15 protein-coding genes are annotated in these 16,708 nt (G+C 71.0%); 13 read left to right on the forward strand and 2 right to left on the reverse strand.

Features of this window, described 5'->3' with window-relative positions:
* The first annotated feature begins 30 nt into the window (after positions 1-30).
* The 13 genes from JOD31_RS08880 (at position 31) to JOD31_RS08940 (ending at position 12,373) form a co-directional block, all read left to right on the forward strand.
* Positions 31-1,923, forward strand: coding sequence for a methanol/ethanol family PQQ-dependent dehydrogenase (locus JOD31_RS08880; RefSeq protein ID WP_204949974.1), 1,893 nt, complete (start codon positions 31-33; stop codon positions 1,921-1,923).
* Between the two features lie 161 nt (positions 1,924-2,084).
* Positions 2,085-2,930, forward strand: a complete 846-nt coding sequence (gene moxJ, locus JOD31_RS08885) for a methanol oxidation system protein MoxJ (protein WP_204949975.1) — start codon at positions 2,085-2,087, stop codon at positions 2,928-2,930.
* Positions 2,931-2,972: 42 nt separating this feature from the next.
* Positions 2,973-3,551 (forward strand): cytochrome c(L), periplasmic, encoded by a 579-nt coding sequence (moxG, locus tag JOD31_RS08890; protein WP_204949976.1) that lies wholly within the window; start codon positions 2,973-2,975, stop codon positions 3,549-3,551.
* Positions 3,552-3,660: 109 nt separating this feature from the next.
* The gene (locus JOD31_RS08895; protein WP_204949977.1) at positions 3,661-3,966 is read left to right on the forward strand and encodes a methanol dehydrogenase; all 306 of its coding nucleotides are present in this window, start codon (positions 3,661-3,663) and stop codon (positions 3,964-3,966) included.
* 204 nt (positions 3,967-4,170) lie between these two features.
* Positions 4,171-5,226: an AAA family ATPase gene (locus JOD31_RS08900; RefSeq protein WP_210341390.1), complete on the forward strand. Its 1,056-nt coding sequence runs from the start codon at positions 4,171-4,173 to the stop codon at positions 5,224-5,226.
* On the forward strand, positions 5,223-6,101 hold the full coding sequence (locus tag JOD31_RS08905; protein WP_271206117.1) for a DUF58 domain-containing protein: 879 nt from the start codon (positions 5,223-5,225) through the stop codon (positions 6,099-6,101). Before JOD31_RS08900 ends, JOD31_RS08905 begins: the two co-directional genes overlap by 4 nt.
* A gap of 149 nt (positions 6,102-6,250) precedes the next feature.
* Complete coding sequence (locus JOD31_RS08910) at positions 6,251-7,138, forward strand: hypothetical protein (protein ID WP_204949978.1); 888 nt, start codon at positions 6,251-6,253, stop codon at positions 7,136-7,138.
* Positions 7,135-8,331, forward strand: coding sequence for a vWA domain-containing protein (locus JOD31_RS08915; RefSeq protein WP_246482402.1), 1,197 nt, complete (start codon positions 7,135-7,137; stop codon positions 8,329-8,331). The genes JOD31_RS08910 and JOD31_RS08915 overlap by 4 nt, the downstream gene beginning before the upstream one ends.
* Positions 8,328-8,888 carry a hypothetical protein gene (locus tag JOD31_RS08920; RefSeq protein WP_204949979.1) on the forward strand — a complete coding sequence of 187 codons (561 nt, stop codon included), beginning with the start codon at positions 8,328-8,330 and terminating at the stop codon, positions 8,886-8,888. Before JOD31_RS08915 ends, JOD31_RS08920 begins: the two co-directional genes overlap by 4 nt.
* The gene (locus JOD31_RS08925; protein WP_204949980.1) at positions 8,885-9,865 is read left to right on the forward strand and encodes a vWA domain-containing protein; all 981 of its coding nucleotides are present in this window, start codon (positions 8,885-8,887) and stop codon (positions 9,863-9,865) included. Before JOD31_RS08920 ends, JOD31_RS08925 begins: the two co-directional genes overlap by 4 nt.
* Positions 9,865-10,398, forward strand: a complete 534-nt coding sequence (locus tag JOD31_RS08930) for an SRPBCC family protein (protein ID WP_204949981.1) — start codon at positions 9,865-9,867, stop codon at positions 10,396-10,398. The genes JOD31_RS08925 and JOD31_RS08930 overlap by 1 nt, the downstream gene beginning before the upstream one ends.
* Positions 10,395-11,360 (forward strand): YncE family protein, encoded by a 966-nt coding sequence (locus JOD31_RS08935; RefSeq protein WP_204949982.1) that lies wholly within the window; start codon positions 10,395-10,397, stop codon positions 11,358-11,360. Before JOD31_RS08930 ends, JOD31_RS08935 begins: the two co-directional genes overlap by 4 nt.
* A complete protein-coding gene (locus JOD31_RS08940) occupies positions 11,357-12,373 on the forward strand; it encodes a TraB/GumN family protein (RefSeq protein ID WP_204949983.1) in 1,017 nt (338 codons plus the stop codon). The genes JOD31_RS08935 and JOD31_RS08940 overlap by 4 nt, the downstream gene beginning before the upstream one ends.
* Before the next feature lie 186 nt (positions 12,374-12,559).
* Here the strand turns inward: JOD31_RS08940 and JOD31_RS08945 are convergent, their stop codons facing one another.
* Entirely contained in the window at positions 12,560-13,135 is a 576-nt protein-coding gene (locus JOD31_RS08945) for a TetR/AcrR family transcriptional regulator (protein ID WP_204949984.1), read from the reverse strand.
* Positions 13,132-16,521, reverse strand: coding sequence for an acyl-[ACP]--phospholipid O-acyltransferase (locus JOD31_RS08950; RefSeq protein WP_204949985.1), 3,390 nt, complete (start codon positions 16,519-16,521; stop codon positions 13,132-13,134). The genes JOD31_RS08945 and JOD31_RS08950 overlap by 4 nt, the downstream gene beginning before the upstream one ends.
* Positions 16,522-16,708 lie beyond the last annotated feature (187 nt).

The following is a 16,708-nucleotide window of genomic DNA, read 5'->3' on the forward strand; positions in this document are numbered from 1 at the left end:
CCTCAGAACGGGAAACGCAAGGGGTTTCACATGATCAACCTTCGAACGTCCGTGTCGGCGTTCACGCTCGCGGCGACCGCCGCGGTCGGACTGGCTGCGACGACGCTTCCTGCGTTCGCCAACGACAAGCTCGTCGAGCTGTCGAAGAGCGATGCGAACTGGCCCATGACGGGCAAGAACTACAGCGCGCAGAACTACTCGCCCGCCAAGCAGATCACGACCGAGAACGTCAAGCAGCTGAAGCCGGCGTGGGCGTTCTCCACCGGCGTGCTGCACGGCCATGAGGGCACGCCGCTCGTCATCGGCGACAAGATGTTCGTGCACACGCCGTTCCCGAACACCACCTTCGCGCTCGACCTCAACGAGCCGGGCAAGATCGACTGGATGCACAAGCCCAAGCAGGCCCCGACGGCCCGCGCGGTGGCGTGTTGCGACGTCGTGAACCGCGGCCTCGCCTACTGGCCCGGCGACGACAAGACGCCTTCGCTGATCCTCAAGACCCAGCTCGACGGCCACATCGTGGCGCTGAACGCCGAGACGGGCGCCGAGGTCTGGAAGATGGAGAACTCCGACATCAAGGTCGGCTCCACCCTCACGATCGCGCCTTACGTGGTGAAGGACGTCGTCCTGGTCGGCTCCTCGGGCGCCGAGCTCGGCGTGCGCGGCTACGTCACCGCCTACGACGTGAAGACCGGCGCTCAGAAGTGGCGCGCCTACGCCACCGGTCCGGACGAGGACATCAAGCTCGCCAAGGACTTCAACAGCAAGAACCCGCACTACGGCCAGTTCGGCCTCGGCACGAACAAGACCTGGGAAGGCGACGCCTGGAAGATCGGCGGCGGCACCAACTGGGGCTGGTACGCGTTCGACCCGGACACCAACCTGTTCTACTACGGCTCGGGCAACCCGGCGCCGTGGAACGAGACCATGCGTCCGGGCGACAACAAGTGGACGATGACCATCTGGGGTCGTGACATCGACACCGGCGAGGCCAAGTTCGGCTACCAGAAGACGCCGCACGACGAGTGGGACTACGCCGGCGTCAACGTGATGATGCTGTCGGAGCAGAAGGACAAGACGGGCAAGCTGCGCAAGCTGCTGACCCATCCGGACCGCAACGGCATCGTCTACACGCTTGACCGCGAAGACGGCACGCTCATCTCGGCCGACAAGCTCGACGACACGGTCAACTGGGTGAAGCAGGTCGATCTGAAGACCGGCATCCCGGTCCGCGATCCCGAGTTCGCGACCCGGATGGACCACAAGGCGACCGAGATCTGCCCGTCGGCCATGGGCTACCACAACCAGGGCCACGACTCGTACGATCCCGAGAAGCAGCTGTTCTTCATGGGCATCAACCACATCTGCATGGACTGGGAGCCCTTCATGCTCCCGTACCGCGCCGGTCAGTTCTTCGTCGGCGCGACCCTGTGGATGTACCCCGGCCCGAAGGGCGATCGTCAGGGCTTCGAAGGCCTCGGCCAGATCAAGGCGTACAACGCCATCTCCGGCAAGTACGCCTGGGAGAAGATGGAGCGCTTCGCGGTTTGGGGCGGCACGCTCGCGACCGCCGGCGACCTGGTGTTCTACGGAACGCTCGACGGCTTCATCAAGGCCCGCAACTCGAAGACCGGCGACCTGCTCTGGAAGTACCGCCTGCCTTCCGGCGTGATCGGTCACCCGATGACCTACACGCATGACGGCAACCAGTACGTCGCCATCTACTACGGCGTCGGCGGCTGGGCGGGCGTCGGCCTGGTGTTCGACCTGACCGATCCGACCGCTGGTCTGGGCGCTGTGGGCGCGTTCAAGAACCTGCAGAAGTACACCCAGATGGGCGGCGGCGTGCAGGTCTTCTCGCTCAACGGCAAGAACCCCTACGACGACGTCAACGTCGGCGAGTGGGTCGGCAAGGGCGGCTGATCCAGCCCTCGCCTGAACGACCTAAGGCTCCGCCGGCGGGATGTCCCGCCGGCGGACGCCACCCGAAAGACCCCTACACCGCACGATCGACGGCTTGAAGAGGACGCCCCGGCCCGCACGGCCGGAGGACAACACCGTCCCGGCCGCTGGGAGAGACGATCATGAGCCACCGCTTCGCCGGACGCGCCCGCACCGCGCTGTTGTCCGCAGCCGCCCTTCTCGCCCCCGTTTCCGCGGCGTCCGCCGCCGAGCCTCCGCTCCGCATCTGCGCGTCGAGCGTCGAGGCCCCCTATTCGATCGCCAAGGCCCAGGGCTTTGAAAACAAGATCGCCGTCGTCCTCGCCAAGACCATGGGCCGGGAGGCGCAGTTCGTGTGGTCGGACAAGCCGGCTATCTATCTCGTGCGCGATTTCCTCGACAAGAACGCCTGCGATCTCGTGTTCGGCGTCGACTCCGAGGACGAGCGCGTGCAGGCGACCAAGCCCTACTTCCGCACCGGCTACGTGTTCGTGACCCCCGCCGACAAGCCGGAGATCGGCTCGAGCTGGGAGGACGCGGCGAAGCCGGACTACAAGACCTTCGCGGTCCGGTTCTCCAGCCCCGGCGAGCTCATCGTGAAGCAGGCGGGCAAGTACGAGGAGAACCTCTCGTACAACCTCTCGCTGGTGAACTTCGAGGACAAGCGGAACCGCTACACCCAGGTCCCGGCCGACAAGCTGGTGAACGAGGTGGTGAACGGCGACGCCGACGTCGCCATCGCCTTCGCCTCCGACGTGGCGCGCTACGTCAAGGCGTCGTCGAAGCCGCTGCGCATGACCATGATCCGGGACGACTTCAAGCGCTCGGACGGGCTCAAGATTCCCCTGCACTTCGACCAGGCGATCGGCGTCCGCAAGGACGATGCGGAGCTCCTCAAGGAGCTCAACGCCGCGATCGACAAGGCGAAGCCCGAGATCGACGCCGTCCTGAACGACGAGGGCGTTCCCACGCTCCAGCCCAACGGCTGAGACGACGTCGATCGCCGACTTCAAAAGGTGAGTGAGTTTCTGATGATCAAACGCAACCTGCTGATGGCGGGGCTAGCCGCCGCCGCGCTGGGCTTCGGCGCGTTCGGCGCCCAGGCCGCCATCGAGCTGCACAACACCGTCACCGGCGAACCGCTGAACCTCGACGACGCCGGCCCCGAAGGCCGCGACACCGAGGCGTTCAAGCAGTTCCTCGAGACCGGCAAGAACCCCTACAACAAGGAGCCGAACTGCCTCGCCAACGGCGAGCAGCTGTTCCTCAGCATGTGCTCGGGCTGCCATGGCCATGTCGCCGAAGGCAAGATCGGGCCCGGCCTCAACGACAACTACTGGACCTATCCGGACAACAACACCGACAAGGGCCTGTTCGAGACCATCTTCGGCGGCGCGTCCGGCCAGATGGGGCCGATGTACGGCGCGGTGAACCCGGACCAGATGCTCCAGATCATGTCCTGGGTGCGCCATCTCTACAAGGATGGCGTCGAGGACGCGAATTGGCTCGACGACGCCGACAAGGCGAACTTCAAGCCCTACGACGGCCATTCGCACGCGCCCAAGCCGGATCCGGCGAAGACGCCCGAGGCCTGCAAGCCCAGCGAATGACAGAAATCTCCGCCGGCGGGCCGGCGCGGGACGGGGCGCGTCCGCGGCCATAAGCGAGCCGCCCCTCGGTTGGAAAAACTGCCTGCAACACCTCAAGGAGGATCAGCTCATGAAGATCGCCGCTCTCGGACGGGTCGCCGTCGCCGCCGCCATCGCTTCCGCCGCGCTCGCCGCTCCGGCGCTCGCCTACGACGGAACCAACTGCAAGGAGCCCGGCGTGTGCTGGGAGCCGAAGCCCGGTTATCCGGCGAAGAACGAGATCAAGGGCTCGAAGTACGACCCGAAGCACGACCCGAAGGAAATCAGCAAGCAGTCGGCCTCGATCCAGGCGATGGAGGAGCGCAACAAGAAGCGCGCCGACAACTTCGCGAAGACCGGCAAGTTCGAGTACGACGTCTCCAAGATCGGCAACTGACCGGCCGGAACGTCTGATCGACGACAATCCCGTGTGGTTCGAGCGCGTTCGAACCGCTCCCTCTCGTCGTCGGGACGGGTCTCTTCCGGCCGTCCCTTCGGGATGACGACAAACCTGACGGCCGCCGGCGGCGGGGCGAGGCCTTGGCTTCTTCCCGCGCGGCGGCCGCCTTTTCCCGGACGCGAACACCGAGGTCCGACCCGCATGGCGCACTCATCGATCGCCGGCATCCGCAACGACTCCGCCGGCGCCGCCTCGCTCGAGCGCTGGCGCGAACAGGCCCTCGCCTTCGAAGCCGAGGTCGGCCGCGCGGTCGTCGGCCAGCCGCACGTGGTGCGCCTGCTGACCATCGCCATCTTCGCCCGAGGCCACGTTCTGCTCGAGGGCGACGTCGGCGTTGGCAAGACCACCATCTTGCGCGCCGTCGCCCGCGCGCTCGGCGGCCCGTTCGAGCGCATCGAGGGCACGGTCGACCTGATGCCGACCGACATGCTCTACACCGCCTTCGTGGACGACGCCGGCAAGCCGCGCGTGGAGCCCGGGCCGGTGCTGCACCATGGCGAGAACCTCGCCGTGTTCTTCTTCAACGAGATCAACCGCGCCCGCCCGCAGGTGCACTCGCTGCTGCTGCGGCTGATGGCCGAGCGCAGCGTGACCGCCTTCGGCAAGGAGTGGTCCTTCCCCCACCTGCAGGTCTTCGCCGACCGCAACCGCGTGGAGAAGGAAGAGACCTTCGAGCTGCCCGCCGCGGCGCGCGACCGCTTCCTGATGGAGATCGGCGTCGAGACGCCGACGGACGTTGAGACCCGGCGGGAGCTGGTGTTCGACCCGCGCTTCCACGACGTCGATCGGCTGATCGGCGGCCTGAAGGAGGGCGTGCTCGACCACCGCGGCCTCGGCGAGGCCGGACGCGCCATCCAGGAGACCATCACCACCAGCCCGACGCTCGAGACTTACGTGCTGGCGCTGTGGGACGCGATCCGGGCGCCGTCCAGCGTCGGGATCGCCATCGACGGCGTCGACATGGCGCGGCTGATCCAGGGCGGCGGGTCCCCACGCGGCGTCGGCGCGCTGGTCCGAGCGGCCCGCGTCCGCGCCTGGCTCGAAGGCCGCGCGATGGTGCTGCCGGAGGACGTGCGCGCGGTGTTCAACCCGGTGATGGCGCACCGCATCTTCCTCGATCCGATCTACGAGGTGCGGCGCGACCGCATCGTGGCGTCGCTCTGCGCGCAGGTGTTCGAACGGACGCCGGCGCCGTGAGCCCCGCGCCGGCCCGCGACGGCCCCCCACGGTTCGATCTGCCGTACCGGCTGTTCGGCCGCGCGCGGGGCGTCGCGACGGGCGGCCACAAGGCGCTGGGCCAGGGTGCGAACGGCGCCTTCCTGCGCCACGCCTCTTTGCTGGAGCAGCCCGACGCCCGGCGCATCGACATGCGCGCCTCGCTGCTCGACCCGTTCGGCGGGCTCAAGGTCCGCCGCTTCGAGCACCGCGCCCGCATCGACGTGTTCGTGGTCCTCGACCTCTCGGGCTCGATGTCCTTTCGCCGCGACGGCCAGGGCGAGGACCCCGTCGCCGACCTCTGCGCCGCGATCGCCCACGCCGCCATCCGCAGCCACGACCGCTTCGGCCTGATCGCCGCAGGTCCCGAGCCCCTCGCGGAGCTCGGCGTTCGGGCCACCGCCCGGCGCGGCGTGCCGGACGAGCTCTGGCGCCGGCTGAGCGCGGAGCCCGGCGCGGGCCGCGGCTCCCGCGGCCTGCTGGCCGCGGTCGAGGAGTTGCCGCAGCGGCGCGCGCTGGTGTTCGTGGTGTCGGACTTCCTCATGCCGCAGGCCGAGATCGAGGACCTGCTCGGCGCGCTGTGGCGCCACGACGTCGCGCCCGTCGTGGTGCGCTCCAGCGCGGTCGAGGCCCCGCCGCCGCGGTTCGGCCTGCTGGAGACCCGCGACCTCGAGACCGGCCGCCGCCGCCTGCTGGTGATGCGCCCGTCACTTCGCGAGAAGTGGATCGCCCACGCCCGCGCCCGGCGCGCGGCCCTCGACGAGTCGTTCCGCCGCTTCGGCCGCCCCGCGTTCGACCTGGTGGACCGGTTCGACGCCGACGCCTTCGCTGACCATCTGCTGACAGGGGGCGCGTGATGCCCCGGGGCGAGCGCTTCTCCGCCGTCATGCCGGCCCCTTGGCGCGCGGCCTCCGCAAAAAGGGCGCGACGTCTCCGCCTCCCTCCCCCTTGCGGGGAGGGTAAGGGTGGAAGTGGTTCAGGATCGAGAGACCTCGTCTTTGCGGGCATGGCGGCTGCCGCGCTGCTCCTGGCCGTGCCGGCGAGCGCGCAGGTGCGGGGCGCCGAGACCTTCGGGCCGCGGCCGTTCGGCGTGCTGCTCGGCGACGTGTTCACGCTGAAGACCTACGTCGACGTCGACGCCGGGTTCCGGCTCGACCCGTCGTCGCTGCCGAAGGTCGGCCCGGTGTCCTACTCGCTCGACCTGCGCAGGATCGACGTCACGGACGGCCCCGCGCCGAACGGCGGCGTGCGCTACCAGATCACGGCCGAGTACCAGACCTTCTACTCCGCCCTGGAGACGAAGGAGGAGAAGGTCCCGCCCTTCACGCTCGCCTTCGCCGACGGCGCGGGGAAGCGCGCCGAGGTCCAGGCCGGGCGCTGGAGCTACCTGACGTCGCCGCTCCGGCCGATCGCGAGCGTCTCGGGCGAGCAGCAGTACGGGCTCCGGCCCGACGCGGCGCCGCACTCCATCAGCCTGCGCCGCGCCGAGATCCTCACCGGGCTCGCCGGCGGCGCCACGCTGCTCGCGCTGGCGCTGCTGGCCTGGAGCCGGGCCTGGCCGCCGTTCCACCGCAGACCCGCGCGTCCCTTTGCGGCCGCCGCCCGCGCCGTGCGGAAGGCGGCCGGCGCCGGCGAAACCGGCTGGCGGGCCGCTGCGCTCGCGCTCCACCGAGCCTTCGACGCGGCCGCCGGCAAGCGGCTGTTCGGCGACGATGTCGCGGCTTTTATCAAGACGCGGCCGGCCTTCGCGCGCCACGAGGCGGCGATCGCCGCCTTCTTCGACGCCTCGCGCCGCGCCTTCTTCGGCGAGGGGACGAACGCCGCCGCGGCGCTGCCGCCGGAGCAGCTGACGCGGCTCGCCCGCGACCTCGCCAGCGCCGAGCGCGCCACATGACCGGGCTGGGCTTCGATCACCCCTGGGCCCTCCTGCTGCTGCCGCTCGCGCTGCTGCCGTTCCTGGTCTCGCCGCTGCGGCTGTCGGGCGTGCCCTCCGCCGAGGTCGCGCCGGAGGACACGCTGTCGCGCGCGGTCGGCGCCGGCATCGTCGCGCTCGGGGCGCTGGCGATCGTGCTTCTCGTCCTCGGCCTCTCGGGCCTGCATCGCCGAGACCATGTGGTGGAGCGCACCGGCGTCGGCGCCAACATCGTGCTGCTGATCGACCGCTCGTCGAGCATGGACTCGACCTTCGCCAACCGCCGCCCGGACGGGGCTGAGGAATCGAAGTCGGTCGCCGCGCGCCGCCTGCTGACCGACTTCGCCGCCCGCCGCCCCGCCGACCGGGTCGCCGTCGCCGCCTTCTCGACGGCGCCGATGCTGGTCATCCCGATGACCGACAAACACGACGCGGTGCGCGCCGCGATCGGCGCCATCGACCGGCCGGGCCTCGCCCACACCGACGTCGGCCGCGGGCTTTCGCTCGCCTTCTCGATGTTCGACGAGACCTCGACCGAGACCTCGCGCGCGATCGTGCTGGTGTCCGACGGCGCGGCGGTGATCGACCGCCGGGTGCAGGACGCGCTGCGCGCCGCCGCCGCCCGCGATCCGGTTCGGCTCTACTGGCTGTTCCTGCGCACTGCGGGCGCGCGCGGCATCACCGACCGACCGCCCCCCGGCGACCCGGACAGCCCGCAGACCTATCCCGAGCGCCATCTCGACATCTTCTTCAAGACGCTCGGCCTGCCCTACCGCTCGTTCGAGGCGCGCAGCGCCGGGGAGGTGTCCGACGCCATCCGCGAGATCGACCAGCTCGAACAGCGCCCGACGCTCTACTCCGAGACCATCCCGCGGCAGGACCTGGACTGGCTGTGCTACTGGGCGGCCGCCGGCGCCCTGCTGCTGCTGCTCGCCGCCAAGCTCAGCGAGCGCCGGCTGGAGGACTGGGAGGGGGAGGCCCTTCTCCCCTCCCCCTTGCGGGGAGGGGTCGGGGGTGGGGGTGGCGCCGGAGAGGGCGCGACGCGCATCGTGGCGTCCCGTCGCCGCGCGCTCCATTCTGCGCCACCCCCCACCCTAGCCCTCCCCCGCAAGGGGGGAGGGAACGCGCCTGACGTCCACAGCCAACAGCCTGACTCCGGGAGGGCGGCGTCGTGACGCTCGGAACGCTCAAGAGCGCGCTTCCCCCTGCGCTTCTGCTGGCGGCGCTGGTCGCGCTCGGGGTCGCTGGCTGGCGGCTTCATGAACTCCGGCAGGAGCGGGCGGTCATCCAGGCGCTGGCTGAGAATCACGACGTGCAGCCGGCGGACGACGCCAGCGGCGCCGTGCTGTTCGCGCGCGCGCACTATCTGCTGATCCGCAACAGGATCGACGAGGCGCAGGGGTTTTCGGGCCGCATCGCCGAGCGCGGCGGGCCGGAGCTTGCGGCGCGGTTCCACTACGACGTCGGCAACGCCCGCGTCCGCCGGGCGCTCGCCGCCATGGACGCCAGCAAGATCGACCAGGCGATCCCGGAGGTGCGGCTCGCCAAGGACGCCTACCGCGAAGCGCTGCACGCCGACCCGGAGCTGTGGGACGCCCGCTACAACCTCGATGTCGCCATGCGGCTGGTGCGCGATTTCCCCGAGCTGGAGAGCGGCGAGGAGGAAGAGGTCAAGGCCCAGCCGAAGAAGCTCTGGACCGACCTGCCCGGCCTGCCGCGGGGGCTCCCGTGAGGCGGCCGGACTGGCGCACGGTCGCGCTCGGCGCCGCGCTCGCGCTCGGCGTCGTCGCGGCGCTGCAGCCGGAGACGGAGGCGGAGCGGCCGACTTACGACGTGGTCGCCTTCGTCGACATCACCGGCAGCATGAACGCGCGCGACTACCGCGACGCCAGCGGCCGGCCGCAGAGCCGGCTCGAGGCGGTGAAGACCCGGCTCTCGACCGCGGTCGGCCGATTGCCCTGCGGCTCCAAAATGGGCCTCGGCGTGTTCACCGAGCGGCGGGTGTTCCTGCTGTTCGAGCCCATGGACATCTGCCGGAACTACGGCGCCATCGCCGGCGCGATCGCGGGGCTCGACTGGCGCATGGGGTGGGAGGGCGACAGCCGGGTGGCCTCCGCCGTGTTCGCGGCGCTCGACATGCTGGCGCCCATGAACGCCGACATCGTGTTCCTGACCGACGGCCAGGAGGCGCCCCCGATGCGCACCGACATGCCGCTCGAATATTCCGGCGACAAGGACAAGGTGAAGGGCCTGCTCGTCGGCGTCGGCGGGACCGAGCTGGTGCCGATCCCGAAGCACGACGACTTCGGCCGCGAGACCGGGTTCTACGCCATGGAGGACGTGCCGCAGGCCTCGCGCCTCGGGCCGCCGCCCACCGGCGCCGAGAACCTCCCCGGCTACAACGCCCGCAACGCCCCCTTCGGCGAGATGCCGGCGGGTGAAGAGCACCTCACCTCCGTGCGCGAGAGCTACCTCGGCGATCTCGGCCGGATGACCGGGCTCGGCTACGCCCGGCTCGACCAGCCCGACGCGCTGGCCCAGGCGATCGCCGCCAACGCCCGGCCGCGGCCGGTCCCGGTCGCCGTCGATCTCTCGCCCCTTCCCGCCGCGGCGGCGCTTCTCGCGCTCGTCGCGCTCTACGGCGTCCCCCCGCTCGCCCGACTCGGGCGGCGGCGCGCGCCAACTCATGCCTCCAGGAGTTTCAACTGATGCTGTCACGCAGGACCGCCGTCGCCGCCCTCGCCTTCGTTCTGGCGGCGCCCGCCTATGCGCATGGTCCGACCCCGCAGAAAGTCGACCAGAGCGTCATGGTGAAGGCCGACCCGGCGAAGGTGTGGGCGCTCGTCAAGGACTTCGGCGCGATCCAGTCCTGGCACCCGGGCGTCGAGAAGAGCTCGGCCACGGGCGCCGCCGCCGGGGCCGAGCGCACGCTCGCCCTTAAGGGCAAGCCCGGCGAGATCGTCGAAGGCCTCGACGAGGTCGACGAGGCCAAGAAGAGCATTTCCTACCGCCTGTCCGGCGAGGCGGGCGAGACCCTGCCCGTGAGCTCCTACTCCGCCGCGATGATCGTGACGGCGAAGGACGGCGGCGCCGAGGTGAAGTGGGAGGGCCGGTTCTACCGCGCCGACACCTCGAACGAGCCGCCGGAGGGCAAGGACGACCAGTCCGCGGTCGACGCCATGACCGCCTTCTTCAAGACCGGCCTCGAGGGCCTGAAGGCCAAGGCCGAGGCCGGCGGATGATCGCCCCTCGCGCCCTGGTCCGCGCCGCCGCCGTCGCGCTCGCCCTTTCGGGCGGGGCGGCGGGGGCCGCCGCGGCGGACGTCCCCGTGCTCGCGGTCGTCTCCCAGACGGCCGCGACGGTGACCTTCCTGCCGATGGCGCCGGGCGACGAGAAGGGCGAGGAGGTCAAGATCGGCGAGGCGCCCGCCGCGATCGGCGTCGGGCCGGACGGCCGCTCGCTCTACGTCACGCATCCCGACCTCGGGCGGGTCACCCTGCTGGACGCCGTCACCCGGAGGATCACCTCGATCTTCCAGGTGAAGGGCCAGCCCTTCGGCGTCGCCGCCACCGACGAGCACCTCTACGTCTCGGACTGGAGCCGCAATATGGTCCACCGGCTCGACGTCGCCACCGGCGCGTCGACCGGGGAGGTCGAGGTCGGCAAGTCGCCGGCGGCGCTCGTGATGACCAAGTCGGGCGCCCGCGCTTACGTGGCGAACCGCGAGAGCGACAGCGTCAGCATCGTCGATCTCAAGACCATGACCGCGACCGGCGAGATCAAGGTCGGCCGCGCGCCGTTCGCGTTGGCGCTGTCGCCGGACGAGCGCCGGCTCTACGTGGCGAACGTCCAGAGCGGCGATCTCTCGGTGATCGACCTCGAAAGCGGCCAGGAGCTGAAGCGGATCGCGGTCGGCCGCATGCCCTACGGCGTCGCGCCGACGCCGGACGGGACGCAGGTCGCGGTGACGAACCAGCAGGACGGCGCCGTCGCGCTGGTCGACGCCAAGACCTTCGAGGTCACGGCCAAGGTCAAGGTCGGCCAGTACCCGGAAGGAATCTGGCTCGCGCCGGACGCAAAGACCGCGGCGGTGGCGAACTGGTTCGACGATTCGGTCTCGCTGGTCGACCTCGCGACCGCCAAGGAGCTCGGCCGGGTGACCGTGCCCGCCGGGCCGCGCTACCTCGCGGTGCTCGCCCCATGAGGCGCGCCGCTTCGCGCCTTGCGAAGCGGCTCTGCGCGGCCCTCGCCGCGTCGCTTTTCGGACTGGCTGCGGCGACCGCGGCCCCGCTCGTCTGTCAGGGGACAGATCTCGTCGGCAAGATCCGCGACGAGGACCCCGCGGCCTTCGCGCGCTTCGAGGCGGCGGGCCGGAAGACGCGCGACGCCGAGGGCCTGCTGTGGCGGGTCGAGAAGGACGGCGCCGCGCCGTCCCACCTGTTCGGCACCATCCACCTCTCCGACGAGCGCCTGAAGCCTTTGGCCGCCCCGGTGACGGCCGCGCTGGCTTCGGCGAACCTCGTGCTGATCGAGCCCCGCGAGATCGCCGATCCGCAGGCTGCGGCCATGGCCCGCGAGGTCGCCGGGCGGCGGGCGGTGCGCCCCGGCGGCAATGCGCTGTTCCAAGTGCCGGCGGTCGACCGTCTGGCGGTGATCAACCTGCTCGCCGCCCGCGGCGTGCCGGAACACACCGCGCAGAAGCTGGAGCCGTGGTTCCTCGCCATGCTCGCCACCGCGCCGAGCTGCGAGATCGCCCGCATCGACGAGGGGATGCTGAACGTCGACCAGCTGGTGGTCGAGGCCGCGCGGGCGAAGGGCATCCGGGTCGAGGGGCTCGAAGACGTCGACGAACAGATGGCGACGCTCGCTGCGGTGCCGGAGGAGCTCGCGGTGCGGGTGCTGGTGGACGCCGCGCGGCTCGGCCCCGGCTTCGCCGACTGGGTCGAGACCATGGTCAACCTCTACCGCGACCGCCGCATGGGCTTCCTCGCCGCGGCGGTGCGCGACGCCGACCTCGGCGGCCCTCGCATGCGCACGCAGTACGACTACCTCGAGGCGCTGCTCGGCGAGCGCAACGCTCGCATGCACGCGCGCTCCCGCTCCGCCTTCGCCGCCGGCGGCGCCTTCATGGCGGTTGGCGCGCTGCATCTCGCGGGCGACGACGGCCTCGTCGAGCGCCTCCGCCGCGACGGCTACCGCGTCACGCGGGCGTGGTAAGGGCGGCTGGGACCGTCGTGGAATAAACGCGACGGCGTTCTCACGCTCGCGTCGCTCCGGACCTGTCCCGGAGCCCATCATCCCGCCGGTCCAGCATGAGCCTGAACCCGCGGGATGATGGGCCCCGGCGCTCCGGCCGGGGCGACGTCGTGGTTCGGTGCGTCAGATCCGATCGACATCACATCTTCACATCCGCGCGCCCACCGCCGCGAGCACCGCACGCGTGACCTCCTCGGCGTAGGCCGAGGGCGGCTGGGGCAAGCGTCCGTAGAGGCGGAAGATCGCGGGCTGCACCACCAGGCCGAGGGCCAGGGCGCTCACCAGCGCCACGTCGCCCTGCGCGATCTCGCCCCGCGCCATGGCGTCGGCGAGCGTGCGGGCGAGCGCCGCCACCACGTTCTCCGGCGCGTCCGCGGCCATCCCGCCGAGGTGGTCGTGCTGGGTCACCAGCACATAGGCGAAGGCGTCGGGGTCGGCGTCGAAGGCCGCGTAGAAGAACCGCACCAGCGCCGCGACCGTCGGGGGGAACGGCTCGGCCTTCGCCCGGATCTCCTCGACGCCCGCCGCGAAGCCCCCGTAGCGCGACAGGAACAGCGCGCGGGCGAGCTCGTCCTTGGAGGCGAAGTGCCGGTAGAGCGCGCCCTCGGTCACGCCCACGGCCTTCGCGATGTCGCGGGTGGAGGTCCCATCGACCCCCTTCTCCGCGAACAGCGCGAGCGCCGCCGCCTCGATCCGGGCGCGGGTGTCGGGCGCGCGGCTCACGCCGCGTCCTCCGCAGGCTCCGCGGCCAGCGCCTTCACCGCCACGTAGTCGGTCTTGCCGGAGCCGAGCAGCGGCAGCTTGTCGAGCGCGCGGATTTCCGCAGGCGCCGCCAGATCCGGCAGGCCCGCCTCGCGGACCGCGGCCTGCAGGGCGCGCCGGTCCGCGCCTCCTTGCGTCGTGAACAGCACCACCCGCTCGCCCTTGCGCGGGTCCGGCGCGGTGACGGCGGCGTGGGCGGCCTCCGGCCAGAGCGTCCGCGCGACCTCCTCGACCGCGCCGAGCGAGACCATCTCGCCCGCGATCTTGGCGAAGCGCTTGGCGCGGCCCTTGATCGCCACGAAGCCGTCGGCGTCGATCGCGACGATGTCGCCGGTGTCGTGCCAGCCCCCCTCGGGAGCCTCCAGCACGCCGGGGTTCTCGACGCGCAGGTAGCCCGCCATGACGTTCGGCCCGCGCAGGTGCAGCCGACCGCCTTCGGTCACGCCCTCGACGCTCTCGAGCCGGTGCTCGATCCCCGGCAGGAGCCTGCCGACCGTCCCGGCCCGATTGAACATCGGCGTGTTGACCGCGACCACCGGCGAACACTCGGTAACGCCGTAGCCCTCAAGGATGCGCAGGCCGAACTTCTCGCCCCAGACCTTGCGGGTCTCGGGCTTCACGGCTTCCGCGCCCGCCACCACGAAGCGCAGCGAGCGGAAGTCGTAGGGATGCGCGGTGCGGGCGTAGCCGGCGAGGAAGGTGTCGGTGCCGAACAGCACCGTGGCGTTCGACGCGTAGACCATCTCCGGCACGATCCGGTAGTGCAGCGGCGAGGGGTAGAGATAGGTGCGGACGCCCGAGACCAGCGGCAGCAGCAGGCCGCCCGTCAGCCCGAAGGCGTGGAACACCGGCAGCACGTTGAACACGGTGTCGGCCGGGCCGAAGTCGATGCTGGCCGCGACCTGCGCCACGTTCGACAGCAGGTTGCGGTGGGTCAGCACGACGCCCTTCGGCGTCCCCTCGGAGCCCGAGGTGAACAGCACCGCGGCGGGCGCGGCGGGGTCGCCGGCGGGCGCCCTGCCGCTCGCGAGTAGCCCTTTGAGCCGGTCGAGAGCGCCGATGGTCGACCGGACGTCCTCGAGATAGACGAGCCGAGCGACCTCGCCCAGCGCCGCCTCCTCCTTCTGCAGCCGCCCCTTCTCGATGAAGGCGCGCGAGGTCAACACCAGTCTCACCTGCGCCGCCGCGCAGGCGGAGACCAGGGCCTTCGGCCCGGCGGAGTAGTTCAGCATCGCCGGCACGCGGCCGGAGCGCGACAGGGCCAGCAGCGTAACCGCGACGCCCGCCGCGTTCGGCAGCAGCACGCCGACGGCCTCGCCCGCCGTCGTCTGGGCGTCGAGCTTGGCCCCCAGCGCCGCGGCGCCGGCGAGCAGCTTGCGGTAGCTGAGCTTCGTCCCGAGCGCATCCTCCACCGCCAGACGGCCGAAGCCCTCCGCGCGGGCGGCGGCGACCACGGCTTCCGTCAGCGTGCGGTCGGTCGGGGTGGTGTCGAACGTGGTCTTGGCCATCACGTCGGTCAGAGCGGCTCCGGCGGCGCGGCGGCGCTTGCGGCCGACGAGGTCCTTGTCCACCTCCAGCATGACGGGCGGAAGAATGGTCACGACCACCTTGGGGAACAGCCTCTTCCGGATCTGCCGCGCGGTGAGGTAGGAGGCCGGCGAGCGATCGAGGCCCTCGATCCGCACCGGGATCACCGGCGCCTCGGCCTTGTCGGCGATCAGCGCCGAGCCGTCGTAGATCTTCATCAGCGAGCCGGTGACCGTGATGCGCCCTTCGGGGAAGATCACCAGCCGGTTGCCCTCCTTCACCAGGTTGATCAGCGCGCGGGTCGCGAGCGGCTTGGTGGGGTCCATCGGGAAGGCGCGGACCATCTTCAGAAGCGGGCGCACCCACCAGCGCGTGGCGATGCCGCTGTCGATGGCGAAGACCGGGTCGTCGGTCAGCAGCGACATCACCAGGGGCGCGTCGAGCAGGCTGGTGTGGTTGACCGCGATGACCGCCTTGGGGCCGGCCTTTTCGAGGTTCTCCATCCCCCGGACCTCGACGCGGAACAGCAGCCCGAACAGAAGATGCACCGCATCGCGCAGAAGGGAGCCCGGCAGCGTGCGTCCGAGCAGGACGGCGGCGACGAGGTTCGCCACGCCCAGCACGGCGAGAATCGTCGGCGTCGTCAGCCCGGCGGCCTGAAGGCCGAGCACCGCCAGCGAGGCCGCCACGATGAAGGCCGAGTTCAGCACGTTGTTGGCGGCGACCACGCGGGCCCGGCGCTCCTCGCCGGCCTCCGCCTGCAGGAAGGCGAAGGCCGGCACCACGAACAGGCCGCCGGCGGCCGCGAACAGCACGAGGTCGGCCATGATCCGCCAGTTCGCCGGGGTCTCGAGAAAGGCGAGCCAGCCGAGCCGCGGGTCGGCCGCGGTCGCGCCGAAGGTCGCGAGCGACAGGTCGAGCGCGGCGAGGCCGATCAGCACGCCGGCGACGGGCGTCAGCGCGAGCAGGATGCGCCGGCCGCTCAGGCGCGCCGCGACCAGCGAGCCCACGGCGATGCCGACCGTGAACAGCACCAGGAACAGCGTGACGACGCTCTCCTGCCCGCCCACCACGTCCTTCACCAGCGGCGGGATCAGCGCCAGCGTGACCGCGCCGACCGCCCAGAACCAGCTGACCGCGACCGAGGCGATCCACGCACGCGGCTGGCGCTTCAGCTCGCCCAGCAGCCGGAAGGTGCTCTTCAGCACGTTGCGCTCGATCGCGAGATCAGGAGCGCGCTCGCCGGTGGGCGGAATCAGCCGGGCGCAGGCGTAGGCCCCGACCGAGACCACGAGCGTGGTCGCCGCGATCGCCCAGGGGCTCGCCTCCGCGATCATGATCCCGCCGCCGACCGTGCCGGCGAGGATCGCGAGGAAGGTCGCGGTCTCGATCAGCGCGTTGCCGGAGACCAGCTCCTCGCGCTTCAGGTGGTCCGGCAGCACGCCGTACTTCACCGGCCCGAACAGCGCCGACAGCACGCCGGTGAGGAACAGCGCGAGGAACAGCAGCGGGGTCGAGGCGAGGATGAAGCCCAGGCCCGCGATCGCGGCGACGACGATCTCCGCGAGCTTGGTGCGCCGGGCGACCAGCGCCTTGTCGTAGCGGTCCGCAAGCTCGCCGCCGAGCGCGGAGACGAGGAAGAACGGCAGGATGAACAGCGCGCCGGCGAGCGTGACCAGCATCGGCCCGCCCGAGCCGCCGACATGGAACAGCAGCAGGATGGCGAGCGCGTTCTTGACGAAGTTGTCGTTGAACGCCGCGAACAGCTGGCACCAGAACAGCGGCGCGAAACGGCGGGTGCGGAGCAGCGAGAGAAGCATGGGACGCCCCTTGCAAGGAATGTATGTAAACATTCACTCACATTTTGAGGTGCGTCAAGGGCGAGGGGAGAGAGGGGGGTCGCCGAACTGCGGGGACGTCGAGTTCATGCTCTGTGTCCCGGCCTTGAGCCGGGACACAGAGCCACAGCGATAGGAAGAAGAGTCGGAGGCTCGGCATCTTCGGGAA

Source organism: Methylopila capsulata (assembly GCF_016907975.1).
In the GTDB taxonomy this organism is placed as follows: domain Bacteria; phylum Pseudomonadota; class Alphaproteobacteria; order Rhizobiales; family Methylopilaceae; genus Methylopila; species Methylopila capsulata.

Bases quoted from the DNA above. Each gene is read 5' to 3' on its own strand.
- JOD31_RS08880 (WP_204949974.1), top strand. From the start codon at position 31: ATGATCAACCTTCGAACGTCCGTGTCGGCGTTCACGCTCGCGGCGACC.
- moxJ (WP_204949975.1), top strand. From the start codon at position 2,085: ATGAGCCACCGCTTCGCCGGACGCGCCCGCACCGCGCTGTTGTCCGCA.
- moxG (WP_204949976.1), top strand. From the start codon at position 2,973: ATGATCAAACGCAACCTGCTGATGGCGGGGCTAGCCGCCGCCGCGCTG.
- JOD31_RS08895 (WP_204949977.1), top strand. From the start codon at position 3,661: ATGAAGATCGCCGCTCTCGGACGGGTCGCCGTCGCCGCCGCCATCGCT.
- JOD31_RS08900 (WP_210341390.1), top strand. From the start codon at position 4,171: ATGGCGCACTCATCGATCGCCGGCATCCGCAACGACTCCGCCGGCGCC.
- JOD31_RS08910 (WP_204949978.1), top strand. From the start codon at position 6,251: ATGGCGGCTGCCGCGCTGCTCCTGGCCGTGCCGGCGAGCGCGCAGGTG.
- JOD31_RS08915 (WP_246482402.1), top strand. From the start codon at position 7,135: ATGACCGGGCTGGGCTTCGATCACCCCTGGGCCCTCCTGCTGCTGCCG.
- JOD31_RS08930 (WP_204949981.1), top strand. From the start codon at position 9,865: ATGCTGTCACGCAGGACCGCCGTCGCCGCCCTCGCCTTCGTTCTGGCG.
- JOD31_RS08935 (WP_204949982.1), top strand. From the start codon at position 10,395: ATGATCGCCCCTCGCGCCCTGGTCCGCGCCGCCGCCGTCGCGCTCGCC.
- JOD31_RS08940 (WP_204949983.1), top strand. From the start codon at position 11,357: ATGAGGCGCGCCGCTTCGCGCCTTGCGAAGCGGCTCTGCGCGGCCCTC.
- JOD31_RS08950 (WP_204949985.1), bottom strand. From the start codon at position 16,521: ATGCTTCTCTCGCTGCTCCGCACCCGCCGTTTCGCGCCGCTGTTCTGG.